General features: G+C 74.5%; 15 protein-coding genes. 3 read left to right on the forward strand and 12 right to left on the reverse strand.

Annotation, left to right across the window (positions count from 1 at the left end; translation table 11 throughout):
• A partial coding sequence (locus GL263_RS08840; protein ID WP_182855038.1) for a YcaO-like family protein occupies positions 1–837 on the reverse strand: 837 nt, incomplete at its 3' end.
• The gene (locus GL263_RS08845) at positions 834–1,811 is read right to left on the reverse strand and encodes a hypothetical protein (protein WP_182855039.1); all 978 of its coding nucleotides are present in this window, start codon (positions 1,809–1,811) and stop codon (positions 834–836) included. The genes GL263_RS08840 and GL263_RS08845, both read right to left, overlap by 4 nt.
• Before the next feature lie 612 nt (positions 1,812–2,423).
• Between GL263_RS08845 and GL263_RS08850 the strand changes: the two genes are divergently transcribed.
• Complete coding sequence (locus GL263_RS08850; protein ID WP_323379309.1) at positions 2,424–4,103, forward strand: glycosyltransferase family 39 protein; 1,680 nt, start codon at positions 2,424–2,426, stop codon at positions 4,101–4,103.
• A gap of 192 nt (positions 4,104–4,295) precedes the next feature.
• Positions 4,296–5,102, forward strand: a complete 807-nt coding sequence (locus GL263_RS08855) for a DNA alkylation repair protein (protein WP_228456298.1) — start codon at positions 4,296–4,298, stop codon at positions 5,100–5,102.
• 57 nt (positions 5,103–5,159) lie between these two features.
• Here the strand turns inward: GL263_RS08855 and GL263_RS08860 are convergent, their stop codons facing one another.
• The 4 genes from GL263_RS08860 to GL263_RS08875 form a co-directional block, all read right to left on the reverse strand.
• A complete protein-coding gene (locus GL263_RS08860; protein ID WP_182855040.1) occupies positions 5,160–5,627 on the reverse strand; it encodes a hypothetical protein in 468 nt (155 codons plus the stop codon).
• Positions 5,628–5,713: 86 nt separating this feature from the next.
• Positions 5,714–6,964, reverse strand: a complete 1,251-nt coding sequence (locus GL263_RS08865) for a cytochrome P450 family protein (RefSeq protein ID WP_182855041.1) — start codon at positions 6,962–6,964, stop codon at positions 5,714–5,716.
• 100 nt (positions 6,965–7,064) lie between these two features.
• Positions 7,065–7,280, reverse strand: a complete 216-nt coding sequence (locus GL263_RS08870) for a DUF4287 domain-containing protein (protein ID WP_182855042.1) — start codon at positions 7,278–7,280, stop codon at positions 7,065–7,067.
• A gap of 118 nt (positions 7,281–7,398) precedes the next feature.
• Positions 7,399–8,229 (reverse strand): NAD(P)H-binding protein, encoded by an 831-nt coding sequence (locus GL263_RS08875; RefSeq protein ID WP_182855043.1) that lies wholly within the window; start codon positions 8,227–8,229, stop codon positions 7,399–7,401.
• Between the two features lie 70 nt (positions 8,230–8,299).
• Between GL263_RS08875 and GL263_RS08880 the strand changes: the two genes are divergently transcribed.
• A complete protein-coding gene (locus GL263_RS08880) occupies positions 8,300–8,740 on the forward strand; it encodes a winged helix-turn-helix transcriptional regulator (protein ID WP_182855044.1) in 441 nt (146 codons plus the stop codon).
• Positions 8,741–8,759: 19 nt separating this feature from the next.
• Here the strand turns inward: GL263_RS08880 and GL263_RS08885 are convergent, their stop codons facing one another.
• From GL263_RS08885 to GL263_RS08910, 6 genes are all read right to left on the reverse strand, one after another.
• On the reverse strand, positions 8,760–9,974 hold the full coding sequence (locus tag GL263_RS08885; protein ID WP_182855045.1) for a beta-ketoacyl-[acyl-carrier-protein] synthase family protein: 1,215 nt from the start codon (positions 9,972–9,974) through the stop codon (positions 8,760–8,762).
• A complete protein-coding gene (locus tag GL263_RS08890; protein ID WP_182855046.1) occupies positions 9,971–10,297 on the reverse strand; it encodes an acyl carrier protein in 327 nt (108 codons plus the stop codon). The genes GL263_RS08885 and GL263_RS08890 overlap by 4 nt, the downstream gene beginning before the upstream one ends.
• On the reverse strand, positions 10,270–11,382 hold the full coding sequence (locus GL263_RS08895; RefSeq protein WP_182855047.1) for a beta-ketoacyl-ACP synthase III: 1,113 nt from the start codon (positions 11,380–11,382) through the stop codon (positions 10,270–10,272). Before GL263_RS08895 ends, GL263_RS08890 begins: the two co-directional genes overlap by 28 nt.
• A gap of 67 nt (positions 11,383–11,449) precedes the next feature.
• A complete protein-coding gene (locus GL263_RS08900) occupies positions 11,450–12,292 on the reverse strand; it encodes an SDR family NAD(P)-dependent oxidoreductase (protein ID WP_182855048.1) in 843 nt (280 codons plus the stop codon).
• Positions 12,293–12,306: 14 nt separating this feature from the next.
• Positions 12,307–13,383: a 3-oxoacyl-ACP synthase III family protein gene (locus GL263_RS08905; RefSeq protein ID WP_182855049.1), complete on the reverse strand. Its 1,077-nt coding sequence runs from the start codon at positions 13,381–13,383 to the stop codon at positions 12,307–12,309.
• Positions 13,380–15,215 (reverse strand): acyl-CoA dehydrogenase family protein (locus tag GL263_RS08910; protein WP_228456300.1); only part of this gene is annotated, 1,836 nt, incomplete at its 5' end. The genes GL263_RS08910 and GL263_RS08905, both read right to left, overlap by 4 nt.

Genomic DNA, 15,215 nt, shown 5'->3' on the forward strand with positions numbered 1-15,215 from the left:
GTTCGGGGGAGGCGTCGGGTCGGGGGAGTGGAGGCGCGCCCCGAAGGACTGGTGTGAACGGGCGCGTTGGCGGTGCAGGCAGGCGACAACGCATCGGTCCGGCGGCACGGCGGGGATCGTCAGCAGATGTACGCGCAGCCCGAGGCGGGTGAGGGCGTGGGACAGGGACGCGCCGCAGGCGGCGGCGGTCGCGCGGTCGGCGCTCTCGGCGGGAAGCTCGCCGGACCAGCTGCGGCGCAGCAGGTCGTGTTCCCACAGTTCGGCGGCGGCGTGCTCGATCGCCGCCGCCCGGCTCCGGTGGGCCGCGAGACCCGCGGAACCGGCGCGGAAGGGCGAGGCGTCGCCGTGCGGCGGGCGGTGGCGGAGGAAGACCGCGCCGGCCGGCAGGAAGAGGCGGTCCCCGGTGAGCAACGAGCAGCCCGCCACCCACAGTTGTCGGACCGCCCGGGACTGCTCGGCGCGCGCCGGCGGGTGCAGTGCGGCCGGGTCGAGGGCCGGGACGCCGTGCCGGCGCAGCCGGTCGTGGCTGGTGAGCGCGGTCGCGTCGGGGAGGCCGGGGTCGGGCAGCGGGCCGCGGGCGTTGGTCCGCGTGGCGTGGGACTCGACGTGGCGGCCGGTCAGGATGTTGCTGGTGCGCTCCACGAGTTCGGCGAGCGCGCGGACGCGGACCTCCTTGGGGTTGTCGCCCGCGGCGCCGCCGGTCACCACCGGGGCGCCGACGGTGGGGTCACCCGCGCCGAAGTCGGCGGACCGGGCCGCGGTTCGGGCGAAGACGACGTCCTCGGCCTCGGGAAACGGGCGGAACACCTGGACGGGCCAGGTCCCCGCCGTTGTCATCGCCGGACCACAGGGCCGTGCGGCGGTGCGGCGAGCGCCGCGTGCGTCTCGTCCAGCACCGCCGCGCCGACACCGGTCAGCCGGGTGCGCTGGGTCTCCAGCGCGGCGGCGAGCTGCACGGCCTGGTGGCGCAGGCTGCCGTACCGGTCCCGGACGGCGGGCGGTACGGCGTCGGCGTCCGCCGCGTTCGGTGCGGCGGCCGCGTCGAGCATCCGGCGGTAGAACTGGGCACAGCGGACGAGGGCGACGAGTTGCTGGAAGAGCACGTCGAGCGGGCGGGGATCGGCGTGGAGTGGCGCGTCCGTCGCACGATCTCCGGCGGCCGGTAGGAGGAACGGCGCGCTGACGGCCGCGGCGTTGCACCGGCTGCGGGTCCCCTCGTGCACCAGCGCCTCGGCGCAGCTGACCGTGCCGGGCAGGCCGCGGGGGCTGTCGTGCAGCCGGCGGCGGTTCAGCAGCACGGCGCCGTGCACCCGGAAGTCGGTGTGGCCTTCCACTCCGGGGCCGTCTACCAGCGCCAACGCCACTGTCACGGAACGCAGTTCGTCCAGCATGCGGACCCAGCGGCGGTCCAGCAGCCGGATCGCGGCGGTGACCCGCACCTGGTCCTCGGGACGCCAGTCCACAAGCGCGGTCGGCCGTTCGGAACGGCCGACACCGGGCGGTCCGGCCGCGAGCGCCCGCCGCAGGCACTGCCGCAGATGCGGCGCCGGCGCGGCGAACGCCGGCCAGCGGTGCTCCGGCGCCTGCGCCGCCGCGGTGGCGAGCAGCGCGGCGGCACACCCCGGGCCGGGACCCTCACCACGCGCGACGGCGTGTGCCAGAGCCACCACGCGCGGGTCGCGAAGCGCCCCTGAGTCGACCGTCGGCACGGGAACGCTGTCCGGCAAGGCACGGCGCAGCGTGACCCGGACCAGCGCCTCGACGGCGTACTGGTCCCGGGCGGCGGCAGCGGCGTCAGGGCGTATTCGCAACGGGCGACCTCGGGTGCGGGTGCGACTGGACAGAGGCTGAACTGCGGGCGGGCGGAATGGTTGGCGGCCGCGCAGGCGACGTTCTCCAGACTGCGGTGCGGCGCGTGGGCCGCCAAGCGGCAAACCGGTCGGCGGGATATGGGGGGCGGGGATCAGCTCCGCGTGCGCTTTACGTGTTGTAGTCGTACGGTCACGGTGTGGATTGGTGGTGGAGGTCGGGCTTCGGCGACGGTCCTGGGGTGCCCGCTGGCTTGTTTCTCGGCCATGGCCGGTGAAGACGGGCCCGGCGGACTGGCCGAAACCGTGCGGTACGGCGCGCGGCGGGTTGCGGCGTCGCCTCGCCCGGCGCCGGCCCTCGTGGGCCGCCGGTTCCGGAGCCCTGGGACGGGTGTGCCAGGGTGTGTCGTACCGGCCTGACCAGCCGGGATCAGGTTCGGCCGTGCGGTGGGCCGGTGGGCGCGGGCCCGCCGACCGCGACGGCTGTCGGCGTGAGGGGGGACCGTGGCTTCGTGCGCGGTGGACGGGCGAAGTGCCGAGGCTTCCGAAGGGCGAAGGGCGCCGACGGCACCGGGTCGACGGCGGGCGGCCTGGCGAGCCGGAGTACTCGTCACCGTGCTGGCGGCGTCGCAGCAGCTGATGCTGGCGGTGGGCGCGGGCGGCTGGCTGCCCGGCTGGCAGCCCTGGCCCCTGCTGCTGCTTGCGGCCCCACTGCTGTGGTGGGGAGGCGGCGTCCGGCGGCCGACGGCCGACGACCCGCCGGGCCGTGCGCCGCAGGCCGCGCCCGGCCGGTCGGCGGACACCAGAAAACCCCCGGGAGGCCGTACCGGACCTCGGCTGTCCGGCCGGTGGCTGGGGGCGGCCGGGCTCGGCGCCGTCCTCTCCCTGACCATCGCCGTATGGGCGGCGTTGCAGGACCACGAGCCGTGGATCGGCCACGAGGAGGCCGTCTACGCGAACAAGGCACGCTCGTGGACGGACGGCGGTCCGCCCGACGCGGGTTGGGGGCCCTACCGGCCACCGGGCCTCCCGCTTCTCGGAACGCTCGCCCTGCGCGTTCATCCGGACGTCGGCGCCCTGCGGACGGTGACGTTGGTGCTGGCGCTCCTCACGCTCACGGTCGTCTGGCTGGTCGCCGCGCGCTGGACCACTCCCGTGCGGGCCGCGCTGGTGACACTGCTGGTGCTGAGCGGCCTGGGGTTCCTGCGCCGGATGCCGGAGTTCCTGACCGACATCGGGGCCACCGGGCTCCTGCTGGTGGTCGTCTACCTGGTGACGAGGGCTCAGGAGAAGCCGGACTCGCGGGCGCTGCTCCTGCTGCCGCCCGTGGTGCTCGCGGCCTTCTACCTGCGGTACGGCGTGGTCGGAAACCTGTGCGCGATCGCGTTGGCGGCTCTGCTCGCGTACGGACCACGGGCGTGGGCCGCCCGCGCACGGCACCTGGCGCTCGCCGCCGGGCTGATCCTCCTCGGCATGCTGCCGCACTTCGTGCAGGCGACGGCACTCACCGGCTGGCCGCTCGGGCTCATCACCTGGGCGACATCCCAGGCGGAACGCTCGTTCGTCGGCGACGGCCTGCTCTACTACCTCGCGATCTTCCCCTACCGGCTCGCCGGTGACCTCGGGGCGGTGGTGATGGTCGCCGGCCTGGTGGCGGCGGTGGGCGCGGCGCGACGGCTCCGGGCCGCCCGGGGCGTGAAACTCGCTGAGGGCCGGGCGGGCGTTGAGGACCGGCGGCAGGTCTTCCTGGCCGCGACCGCCGTGTTGCTTCCGGTGGTGCTCGGGACGGCCACCGACGGCGAGCCGCGCTTTGTCTACCTGTCGGTGGTGCTGCTCACCATCCTGGGCGTGCAGGCGGTCGCGACCCGGGCGGGCGAACGACGGCGCCCGATCCTGGCCGCCATCACCGGCATGGCCGCGCTCACCGTGCTGGGCACGGTCCAGGTGGTCGCACACGGCGCGATGCCGGGCCCGACCGCGCAGAACCGGTCGACGGTGCCGGTGGCCCGCGCGGTGGCCGCCGAGGCGGGTGGCCGGCCGTGCCTCGTGGTCACCGGCTATGTCCCGGAGACCGGCTGGTACTCGGGCTGCGACGCGGTGACCTACCGGCAGTACCGACGGCTGCCGAAGCGGCCACCGGCCGACGTCGTCGTGCACTTCGTCCGCTACGAGCGGGGGCGGCTTCAGCCCGACGCCGCAGGCGTGGCGCGGCTGACCGAAGGCCGACCGTCGCGGACGTGGCGGCTGCCCACGGACGGTTCGCTGGGCGCGGCGACCGTCGTCACCCTCCGCTGAGCGCCCGCTCGCCCACCGGGGGTCGGCCCCCGGCGGGCCGGCCGGCCCCGTCGTTCGGCGCGATCCGAGCGCTGAACACGGTCTCACCCGTCCTCCGCCGCTATGTTGGAGACGACGCCACCGCCGACCGGTTCGCCCGGCCGACGAGGGGACGCGAGGTGCACCGGCCGGCCGGCGACGTCCCGCGTGCTGATGCCTGCTCAGCTCCGCCACCCGACGGAAAGAACAAGCACACTGATGGAAGCCGCCGCCGTCACCACACTCGCCGACCAGCTCAGGGCCGGACTCGACGCGAGCGCCGTACCCGGCCGCGCCGAGGGGGAGAAGCGCTACCTCAAGAGCGACCTCGACCACGTCGGTGTGCCGGTACCCGCCATGCGCCGACTGGTGAAGACCTTCACCCGCGAGCATCCGGACCTCGTCAGGGCCGACGTGATCCGGCTCGCGGAGGAACTGTGGTCGCGACCCGTGCACGAGCACCGCTCGGTCGCCCTACTGGTTCTCGACGTCCATGTGCACCTCCTCGTCCCGGACGACATGACGCTGCTGGAGCGGCTGCTGCGGCAGTGCGGCACCTGGGCGCACGTCGACCTGCTCGCCCCGACGGTCGCCGGCCGTCTCCTGCTCGCCCACCCCGAGGTCGAGCCCGACGTACGGCGATGGGCCGCCGACGAGGAGCAGTGGGTCAGGCGTGGCGGACTGCTCTCCTTCCTTCCCGGCCTGCGTCAGCAGGCCGACTTCCCCCGGTGGTTCCCCGTCTTCGGCGAGGTCGCCGACCCGCTGCTCACCGACGACCGCTTCTTCGTCCGCAAGGCGATCGGCTGGATGCTGAGGGAAGGCACCAAGCACCATCCCCAGCCGGTCACCCGCTGGCTCTCGGACCGCCTGGACCGGGTCTCCGGCCTCACCCTGCGCGAGGCCGTCCGCCGGCTTCCGGAATCGGATCGCACCCCCCTTCTGGCCACTCACGCGGCCCTCCATCCCCGCGTCCGCAAGTGACCGGCTCCCGCGCCACCGTGGTCATGGCGGCCACGACGGTCACGAGGGTCCTGACGGTCACGAGGTGAGCGTGGTGTGGAGGCGGCGGGCCTCGCTCACCTGACGGGACCGGGTGGTTCGGGCCGCGAGCGCCGCGAGGCCCGGCAGTTCACCCCTGGCTCCGGCGGCGGCCGCACAGTCTGCGGCCGCTGTCAGCAGTTCGGTTGTGCCTCGCGGGAGAGACTCCTCGGCGAGCAACGGAGGCGGCAGCCCCGCCAGCACCGCCCACGCGGTGGCGGGCGCGCCCGCGTTGCCGGCCGTGGCCAGGGCGTCCGCCAGGCGATTGATCTTCACCGCCCGCAACGCCGGCAGCGCGGCCGAGGCGGCCTCGGGCCGGGTCAGGAACCCTGTGAAGAACTCCGGGCGCGTGACCGGCCCGGACGGTGTGAGGCCGCCCGACGTCTCCAGCCCCAACGCCGGACCGTGCGCCGAGGAACGCAGGGCGGGCGGCCGGGCGTATGCGTACACCTGCTCGGATCGAGTCATGCCGGAAAGGTAAGTGCGGCCACTGACATCCCGCATCGGCCTGCCTCAGCCTGTGGACAACTCGGCGCCGTCCGGCTGTCAGGACGTCAGGGGGCGTCGGTTTCGGTCGGTTTTCCGCGCAGACGGACCGGCAGGGCCGTGAAGCCCTGGAGGGGGATGGAGCTCAGCCGCTCCGGTGTCCCGGCCGGCGCCACGTCGGGGAAGCGACGGAAGAGCGCCCGCAGCGCCGTGGCGGTCTCCAGCCTGGCGAGCTGCGTGCCGACGCAGTGGTGCGGCCCTCGGCCGAAGGCCACGTGCGCCGACCTGGTCGTCCGGAAGTGGAGGAACTCGTTCGGGTGATGGTGGGTTTGGGCATCGCGGCCGGAGGCGAAGATGCTCGCGAGGACGGGCTCGCCCCGGCCCACCTCGACGCCGGCGAAGACCGTGTCGGCCACGGCATAGCGCAGGAGGGCATGCCGGATCGGCGAGGAGTACCTCAACCCCTCCTCCGTGACGTTCTCCCATATCCGCGGGTCCTCTGACGCGAGCGCGGCCGCCAACTGCGTGGGATGGGTCAGCAGAGCGTGGAGGGTGTTCACGATCGAGTTGACGGTCGTCTCGTGTCCCGCGATGAGCAGGAGGTAGATGGTTTCGACGAGTTCTCTCTCATCAAGCGCGTCGCCGCCGTCCCGTGCGGCGATCAGCTCGCTGGTCAGATCCCGGCCGGGAGCCGCCCGCTTCATCTCGACCAGAGCCGCCACCTGGTCGAAGACCTCCTTCATGGCGGTGTGCGCGCTCTGTGCGGCGCTGTCGCCCTGAGGCGGACTGACAAGCCGCTCGAAGGGATCGCGCAGCTCGGCCACGAGGGAGTCGGGCGCACCGAGGAGTTCGCAGATCACGCGGATGGGCAGCGGCCGGGCGTAGGCCTCCCGCAGATCCACGACCTCCTCCGCCCCGGCCGTGGCGAGGTCGTCCAACAGCTCGTCCGCGACGCGCTGCACGCGGGGCGCCATCGCGGCCACGGGACTGCGGGAGAACGCCTTTCCCACCAGCGTCCGCAGCCGTCGGTGATCCGCGCCGTCCTGGTGCAGCATCGCGGCCCCGCGTACCAGCGCGATCAGCTCCCAGCCGTCGGGTATGCGGCCGTCCGCCAGTTCCGTCCAGTGACGCGGATCCTTGCTGAGCTCGCGGCTGCCCAGCACCAGGCGGCAGGTCGGGAGGTCCGTCGCGGCCCAGGCGGCCACCCCGCCCGGTAGCTCCACCGGGACAAGAGGTCCGAGGGCGAGCAGCCGCTCGGCCTCCGCCACGGGGTCGGCGTGCGGGTCCAGCGGGAACAGGCGGTGCTGTGACAGGCTCACGGGTCCTCCACGGCTCGGCGGTTCGACACCCAGGGGCGCCGAGGCGGTGGCGCCGAGTCAACCTTTCCCGGGCCGCCGCACCCGCGAACCCCGCCGCGCTTCAGCTGTCCCGGGGGGAGGCGAGGGCATGCGCCACGAGGGCGTTCGCGTGGCCGTGGCCGAGGCCGTGCTCCTCCTTGAGCCACGTGACGAGCTCCATGTGCGCGGCCAGCGGCGAGGAGCTGATGATCTCCAGCCACTCCTCGACCGGCCGCCCGTACTTCTTCTCGATGGAGGGGAAGTAGCTGGCGGGACCCTTCACAGGGTTGGCGGTCATGCGGCACGTCCTTTCCGTCGTCGCCCCGGCGGGGGCGCGGGTGACGGCGGACGGTCCGCCGTCACCCGGTATCGACGGACAAGGCGCGGCTTTCTCATCGCCGGCCGGGCGGGGGTGGTCAGGGAGTGAGGCGCGGGACGGCGCTCAGTGCTGCCGTGTAGGCGGTGATCGCGGGCTCGGGTTGCCGGCCGAGGAGGTCTGGCAGTGCGTTGTGCGTGACGCCCGTGCCGTCGAGGAAGCCGCCGGTTATGGCCGAGTACGTGCCCGTGATCATCGGGACCTGGAGGGCGGGCAGCCCGCCGGGCGCGCCGATCGCCGCGCGGACGGCTCCGAGCGAGCCGGGCCGGTACGTCGCCCCCATGGCCCTTGCCAGGTCCGCGCCGCCGAGCGGGTCGGTGCCCACCAGCTCGTAGGTCCGCCCCGCGTGCTCGTCCGGGGCGGCCACCACCCGGGCCGCGGCCTCCGCGAGGTCCGCGCGGGCGACGGCGGCCAGCCGTCCCTCTCCGAGGGGCGCGGTGATGACGCCGTCGGCGTCGGGCGCGGCGATCATGGCGAGGAACTCGGCGTACAGGCCGTTCCGCAGCACGGTCCACCGCAGTCGGCTGCGCCGCAGCCGGCGCTCGGTCCAGCGGTGGGCGAGCGCGTACGGCAGGTGGTCGCCGTCGCCGCTGAGGCTCGTGTAGACGAGGTGCCGCACCCCGGCCGCCTCGGCGGCCGAGACGACCGACTCGTGGCGGGCGAGGACCACGTCGTCCTCGCCGAAGCCGGCCGAGATCATCAACACGGTCTCCACGCCGCTCAGGTCGAGCGAGGACGGGTCGTCGAAGTCGACGCGTCGCTCGGCACCCGAGCGGGGCGCCCGGGTGCCGAACACCACGTCGTCACGGTCCGCCAGCTGCTTCGCGACGAGTCCGCCCAGGGCGCCCGAGGCGCCGGTCACCAGAATCACAGGAAGTCCTTTCGATCACGCGTGGTTTCATCCTGAGCAGTCCCGTCCCGTCGCGTAAGGAGGCACTTTCGTGTCAGCAGGGCACACCGCGGTAACCACCCCGGCCCGATCCGCAGTGATCGACGAGCCGGTGATCACCTGTGACACGCCGCAGGAGGAGTGCGGGGTCCGCGACGTCCTGGACCGCCTGGGCGACCGCTGGTCCGTCTACGTGATCGTGGAACTCAACTCCGGCGTGAAGCGGTTCAAGCAGCTGCAGCGCGCCATACCGGGCGGCATCTCCCAGCGGATGCTCACTCTCACCGTGCGCCGCCTGGAGCGCGACGGGCTGGTGAAGCGCACGGTGTACGCGACCGTCCCGCCCCAGGTGGAGTACGAGCTGACCGAGTTGGGGCACAGTCTCACCCACCTGGTGAAGGCGCTGGCCGACTGGTCCATAGCCCACCGCCCCGCCATCGCCGCGGCCCGCGAGGAGTGGGACGCGGAGAACCCGGGCTCGTCCGTCCGCTGAGCCCCGGAACGGCCCCTCGTCAGGGTGCCGTGAGGGTGAGCACGGTGTTGTGGCCGCCGAACCCGAGGGAGTGGCTGAGCGCGAGGTGGATGGTCTGCGCGCGCGCCGTACCGGCGACGACGTCGATGCCGGAGGTGTCGGCGTCCGGGGCGGTGTGGTTGGCGGTGGGGGGAGCGGTGCCGCGGCTGATGCTGAGCACGGTGAGCGCCGCCTCGATGGCGCCGGCGGCTCCCATGGTGTGCCCGAGTGAGCCTTTGGCGGAGGTGACGGTCGGTGGACGGCGTGCGTAGAGGTCCCGGATCACGGCCGCCTCCACGGCGTCGTTGAGACGGGTGCTCGTGCCGTGCGCGTTGACGTGGTCGACGTCGTCCGGGGCGGCCCCTGCCTGGGCCAGTGCGATTCTGGTCGCCGCCCGCAGCCCGGCGCCGGCGGGGTGGGGCGCCGTGGGGTGGTGGGCGTCGCCGGTGGCGCCGGCCCCGGCGAGAACGGCCAGCGGACGGCCGCGGCGGGCGATGCAGTGGGCGCGGCGTTCCAGGACGAGGACGCCGCTGCCCTCGCCGAGGACAAAGCCGTCGCGGTCGCGGTCGAACGGGCGCGAGGCGGCGTCCGGTTCGCCGGTGCGTCGGGACAGCGCGCCGAGCTTGGCGAAGGCGGCGACGCACAGCGGGGTGGCCATGGCGTCGGTTCCGCCCGCGACGGCGATGTCGCAGGCTCCTGACCGCAGGAGCAGGCATGCCGTGATGAGGGCGGTGGCGCCGGACGCGCACGCCGTGGAGGTCTGGAGGGACGGGCCCGTGACGCCGAGTTCGAGGGCGAGGTGGCCCGCGGCCATGTTGGGGAGGAAGGAGGGGAGCGTCATGGGGGAGAGTGCTCGATGGCCGCCCGTCAGGAGCTTCCCGTGCTGGGTCTCCAGGGTGGCGATGCCGCCCGCGGCGGTGCCGATCACCACCGCCACTGCGGCCGGGTCCCAGTCGGCGGTGTCGAGCGCGGCCGAACGAAGTGCCTCCCGGGCGGCGGTGGACAGCAGGCGGGTGGCGCGGTCGTGCCGCCACGCCGCTCCCCGGCCGGCGTCGGGCAGTCGCGCCCGGGAGGAGAGGTCGACGGGCAGGCCCTCCAGCGCGGGGTCGTTCTTCGCGGTCGGCAGGCCGGAGCACACCGCGTCCCAGGTCGGTTCCGCCCCGGCGCCGGACGCGGTGACCATGCCGATACCGCTGACGACGATCTCCTCCGTCACTCGACGACCTCCGGGGGCGCGGCGGCCCCGGGGCCCGGCGCGGTGCCGCTCCCGGGGGAGCCGTCCCGGTCCTCGTCCGCTCCGAGGAGGCGGACGACCGCGCGGCTCACCTCTCCGACGGTGGTCTCCCCGCTGGCCTCCGAGTCGTCGAGGGGGACGCCGAGTTCCTCCTGGAGGGTGACGAGGAGTTCGACGACGGCGAGCGAGTCCAGTTCGAGGTCGGCGAGGGTGGCGTCGTCGTCGATCCGGTCGGCGGGCACCTCGAACTTCTCGGTGAGGACGGTGGAGAGGACGGTCATGGCGTGCTGACGGGTGGATTCCATGGGTGGCTCCTCGACAGGTCGGGGGTGCAGAGCGGTGTGGTGTCCAGGTCGTGCGGCGGTGGTTCCGCGCGCGGAACGGCGGTGGGCCAGTTGAGGGCCACGGACGCCCAGGTGAGGCCGCCGCCGAAGGCGGTGAGCAGGGCGCGGGCGCCGGCCGGCACCGCGCCGTGCACGTCCGGGTCGGCGAGGACGAGGGGGATGGAGGCGGCCGCGGTGTTGCCCAGCGTCCGGATGTTGCCGTGGCGGTGTCGCGGCGGGATGCCGACGCGGTCGGCGACCGAGTCGAGGATGCGCTGGTTGGCCTGGTGGGCCACAAAGGCCTCGACGGTGTGGGTGGGCCAGGCCGCCTCGTCCAGGGCGGCGCGGGCCGAGCGGGTCATGTGGCGGACGGCGTGCGCGTAGACGGCCCGGCCGTGCATCCTGAAGTGGTGCGCGTCGGGGGAGGGCTGGGGCAGGCCGCGCGGGTGGCGGGAGCCGCCGCCGGGGACGGTGACGAGGTCCTGGCCCGCGCCGTCGGCGCCGAGGTCGGTGGCGACGACGGCGCCCGGCTCGTGTGCGCGGCCGGCGCGGAGCAGTACCGCGCCCGCGCCGTCGCCGAAGATCGGCGCGGTCGTCCGGTCGGTGCGGTCGACGATCGTGGTGTAGGTGTCGGCGGCGATGACCAGCGGGGTGCGGCACGCGCCGCCCCGTACGAGGGCGGTGGCGGTCGCCAGGGCGTACAGGAAGCCGGAGCAGACGGCGTTGACGTCGAAGGCCGGTACGCCGCCGAGTCCGAGCCGGTGCGCGACGGAGGGGGCGGTGGCCGGGCAGGGATGGTCCGGGGTGGTGGTCGCCAGCAGCACCATGTCGGGGCGGCTGTCGTCACCGGCCGACGCGAGCGCGGCCCGCCCGGCGCCGACGGCCAGGTCGCCGGTGCTGGTGCCGGGGTCGACGTGGCGGCGGTGGGTGATGCCGGTGCGTTCGCGGATCCAGCGGTCGTCGGTGTCCAGCCCGCCGGACGCCACGACGGTCCGGTTGTCGACGATCCTGGGCGGCAGGCAGGCGCCGATGCCCGCGATCACGGCGGTGGAGTCGGTCAGCCGCATCGTGGTCCTCTCGGGTGCGGGTGCGGGTGCGGGTGCGGGTGCGCGGGCCGGGGCCGGGTGCGGTGGCTCACGCGGCGGCGAACGGGGAAGGCGGCTTGGGGTGTCCGGCGAGCCCTCCGTCGGGCACGGCAAGTCCTCCGTCGACGACCAGCGCGTGCCCGGTGACAAACGAGGAGGCGGGCGAGGCGAGGAAGAGGGCGGCGCCGACGATCTCCTCGGCGCTCGCCCAACGGCCCAGCGGCACGTGGCTGGTGAGCCAGTCGGAGAGGGGTCCGGTGGCGCTGGCGAACGCCGTCATGTCGGTGAGGACCCAGCCGGGGCAGAGGGCGTTGACCCTGACGCCCTGGCGCGCCCAGCCGACGGCGAGGCTGCGGGCGAGGGAGACCTGGGCCGCCTTCGTGGCGGCGTACGCCTCCATCATCGGCGTGCCGACGAGGCCGGCGACCGAGGACATGAGGATAAGGCTGGCCCGCTCGGACCGGCTGAGGTGGTGGTGGGCCGCGCGGCAGAGCGCGGCGGTCGCGTTGAGGTTGACGGCGACGACCGTCTCCCAGTCCTGCTGGTCGGCCGCCTCCAGCGGCACCAGTTTCGGGCTTCCGTCCTCGGCCGTGGGCAGGGTGCCGGCGTTGTGCACGACGACGTCCAGTCCGCCGAGTGCGGAGGCGGCCTGTTCGACCAGGTCGGTGGCGGCGCCGGGGCGGGCGAGGTCGGCGGCGACGGCGACGGCCTTCCGGCCGCGTTCCTCGACGGCCCGGACCGTGGCGTCGAGCGCGGGCAGGCTGCGCGCGGTGAGCGCGACGTCGCAGCCGGCGTCGGCGAGGCCGATCGCCACGGCCTTGCCGATGCCGCGTGAGGCTCCGGTGACCAGCGCCCGGGCGTCGTCCAGTCGGAAGAGGTCGAGAGCGTTCATCAGAGGGCTCCTTCTCAGTGGGTCGCGGTCGTGGTGGCGGTGTCGGCGGCGGTGTCGGTCGCGGTGGCGGTCGCGGGGAGGGAAGGGACGGCGGGCGCCCCGCTCCAGGTGAGCAGCGCGTTTCCCCAGGTCATCCCGGCGCCGAAGACGGCGAGGACGATCCGGTCGCCCGGCCGCAGGCCGTGGCGGGCCGCGGCGGCGGCCAGCGCGTAGGGCGTGCTGGCCGCGCCGATGTTGCCGATCTCGTCACCGACGACGATGAGGCGTCCGGCGGGGATGCCCAGGTCCTCGCCGACGCGGCGCAGCAGCACCGGGTTGGGTTGGTGGGCGACGACACACGCCACGTCGTCGATCTTCAGGTCCTCCTGGGCGAGGGCGTCGGTGATCAGTCGGGGGAAGACCTCGGTGATGAAGCGGCTGATGGTGCGTCCGTCCATCCGGATGCGGTGGGCGCGGCCCTCGACCGTGGCGGCGTCGGCGGGCAGGCGGCTGCCGCCCGCCGGGATCAGCACCCGGTCGGCGAGGGTGCCGTCGGAGCCGAGTGCGAAGTGGCTGAACCCCTGGTCGTCGGGCACCGGTCCGAGCACGGTGGCCGCGGCGCCGTCCGCGAACAGCACAGCCGTCCCGCGGTCCGAGGGGTCGACGAACTTCGAGTACGCCTCCACCCCGACCACGACCGCGTACCCGGGGGCAGCCTCACCGCGCAGCCAGTCGTGGGCGACCTTCGCCCCGAACAGCCAGCCCGAGCAGGCCGCGCTCACGTCCAGTGCGACCGCCCGGGACGCGCCCACCAGGGCCTGGACCCGGCACGCGGTGGCGGGGCCGAGCTCGTCGGGGGTGGAGGTCGCGCAGACCAGCAGGCCGACGTCGGCGACCGGCACGCCGGCGGCGTCCAGAGCGGCCCGGACGGCGGCCGCCGCCAGGTCGGAGGCGGCTTCGCCGGGTCCGGCGACGTGGCGTTTGCGCACGCCGGTGCGTTCGGTGATCCACCGGTCGGTCACCCCTGCGTGGCGGGCGACCTCGGCGTTGGTGCGGACGGTGGGCGGCAGATGGGTGCCGACCCCGATGACGCCGATCCGACGGCGGTTCATGCGGTACCTCCCCGGTTCCAGGTGAGAGTGGCGGCCAGCGCGGCGTTGTGGTCGGGGGCGGTGAGCGGTGTACCTCCGACCTCCGGCGGATGGGCGAACGCCTGCAGCAGCAAAGGAAGTTGAGGCAGCAGCCGGTCGCAGAGCCGGTCGGTGACGGACGGGAGTTCCGCGACGTCCGCCGGCCGAAGGGTCCCCAGCGCCAGCAGCGGGCCGGACCATCGACGGGCGGCGGTGACCCCGTGGAGGGCGGCCAACGCTTCCGGCAGCCGGTGCGGGCCGGGCGCCGCGCCGGACTCGGTGGTCACGTCGTGTGCGGCGTCCTGGGCGAGAAGTTGGGCACCGTAGACCTCGCCCAGGTGTCCTGCGTCCTCCAGCAGCGGGTTCCACGCCTCGAACGGGTCGGTGGCTTTGCTGTCCGCCAGATGACGTGCCAATTGCTCGGTGAGCGCGTGCCGGTGGCGGCGGAGCACCGAAGGCCACCAGCCCGGTGTGCCGACCGGTGGGTCGTCGTCGGCGGGCGGTGTTGTCTGCCTGCCGGCACGGTGCTGCTCCACCAGCGTCCGGCCCACGTCGTAGAGGATGAGCTGGCTGTCGCCGCCGGCGGCGTCGAAGGCGTGGTGGAAGCCGTGGTAAGGCCCGAGGCGGTGCACGTCGAGGTGGCCGAGGAAGCCGCAGCGTCGCTGGCACTCGGCGGTGACACGGGCGGCCAGCCGCACACTGGCCGCCTTGTACGCCGCCAGCGGCTGGCTCACGGCCACCCACGGCGCGAATCCCGAATGCTCCGGCGGCCCTTGGGCCCCGACGGGTCCCGGGGCGGGGACGGCGGCGGAGGCGAGTGCGGTCCGCCAGGCCTGTTGGGCGCCGTGGGCGGCCCGGGTGAGGGCGAACGCGTCGGCCAGCGCTCCCAGCACGGCCCGCTGCTGCGTCCGGTAGGCGATCAGCGGCTCGCCCGGGGCCAGCCGGCCGTGACTCCGGCGCTGACGGGAGAGGTTGACGGCCTGCACGGCGGACTGCCGGCTGGTGGCGGCGGCGACCGCCGGCATCGTCGCCCACAGGCCCTGTCCGACGCGCAGCGTGCGCGGCAGGCGCTGCCCGGGCGAACCGGCCGGATCGTGGAAGACGCCGTCCTCGTTGATGCGCGCGCCGTCGGAGAGCCAACGTCCGTAGGGGAGTCGGACCCGGTTGAAGCGCACCTGCACGTAGTCCAGCGGAAGCGCGCCCAGGCCGATCGGGGAGGAGATCTCCACGCCGTCGGCCGGCCGTCCGTCGGCGGTCAGGTCGACCACGAAGCCGAAAACGCCCCGGTCCGTGCCGGCGGTGAACAGTCTGGCCAGGACAACGGCGGTCTGCGGCACGTCGAGCGTGCCGGCGCTGCCGAACTTCGCGGCCGCCGGGTGCGGGGTGTGCAGGACGAAGCCCCGGCCGTCCGGTGCGAGGTCGGCGCGGGTGCGGGTGGCGAGGTGGCTGCCCGCCTGCCCGACCTCGGTGACCAGGTAGACACCTTTGGCGCGCGCCGCTCTCAGGTCGTCGATCTCCTTCGCCAACTTGCTTTTTTCGTCGGAGAGATGGGCCATCGAACCCAGGCAGAGCACGTAGTGGACCAGGCCGGCCAGACAGAGGGAGGGGTCCGTCACGGCGGCCTGGGCGTGGACGGAGGCCAGTCGGGCGGGGTCGGCGAACGGGTCGGCGTCCGGCGGTAGCAGCGCGCCGAGCGCCCGCAGCCCGCGCAGCAGACGTTCGCCCGACGACTCGCCGAGAGCCGGTTCCCCGCCCGCCTCGTCGGCGGTGGCCGGCGCACCCGTGCGCGGGGGGAGCGCCAGGGCGGGCAGGGC

Origin of the sequence: Streptomyces durbertensis, assembly GCF_014156695.1 — a bacterium.
In the GTDB taxonomy this organism is placed as follows: domain Bacteria; phylum Actinomycetota; class Actinomycetes; order Streptomycetales; family Streptomycetaceae; genus Streptomyces; species Streptomyces durbertensis.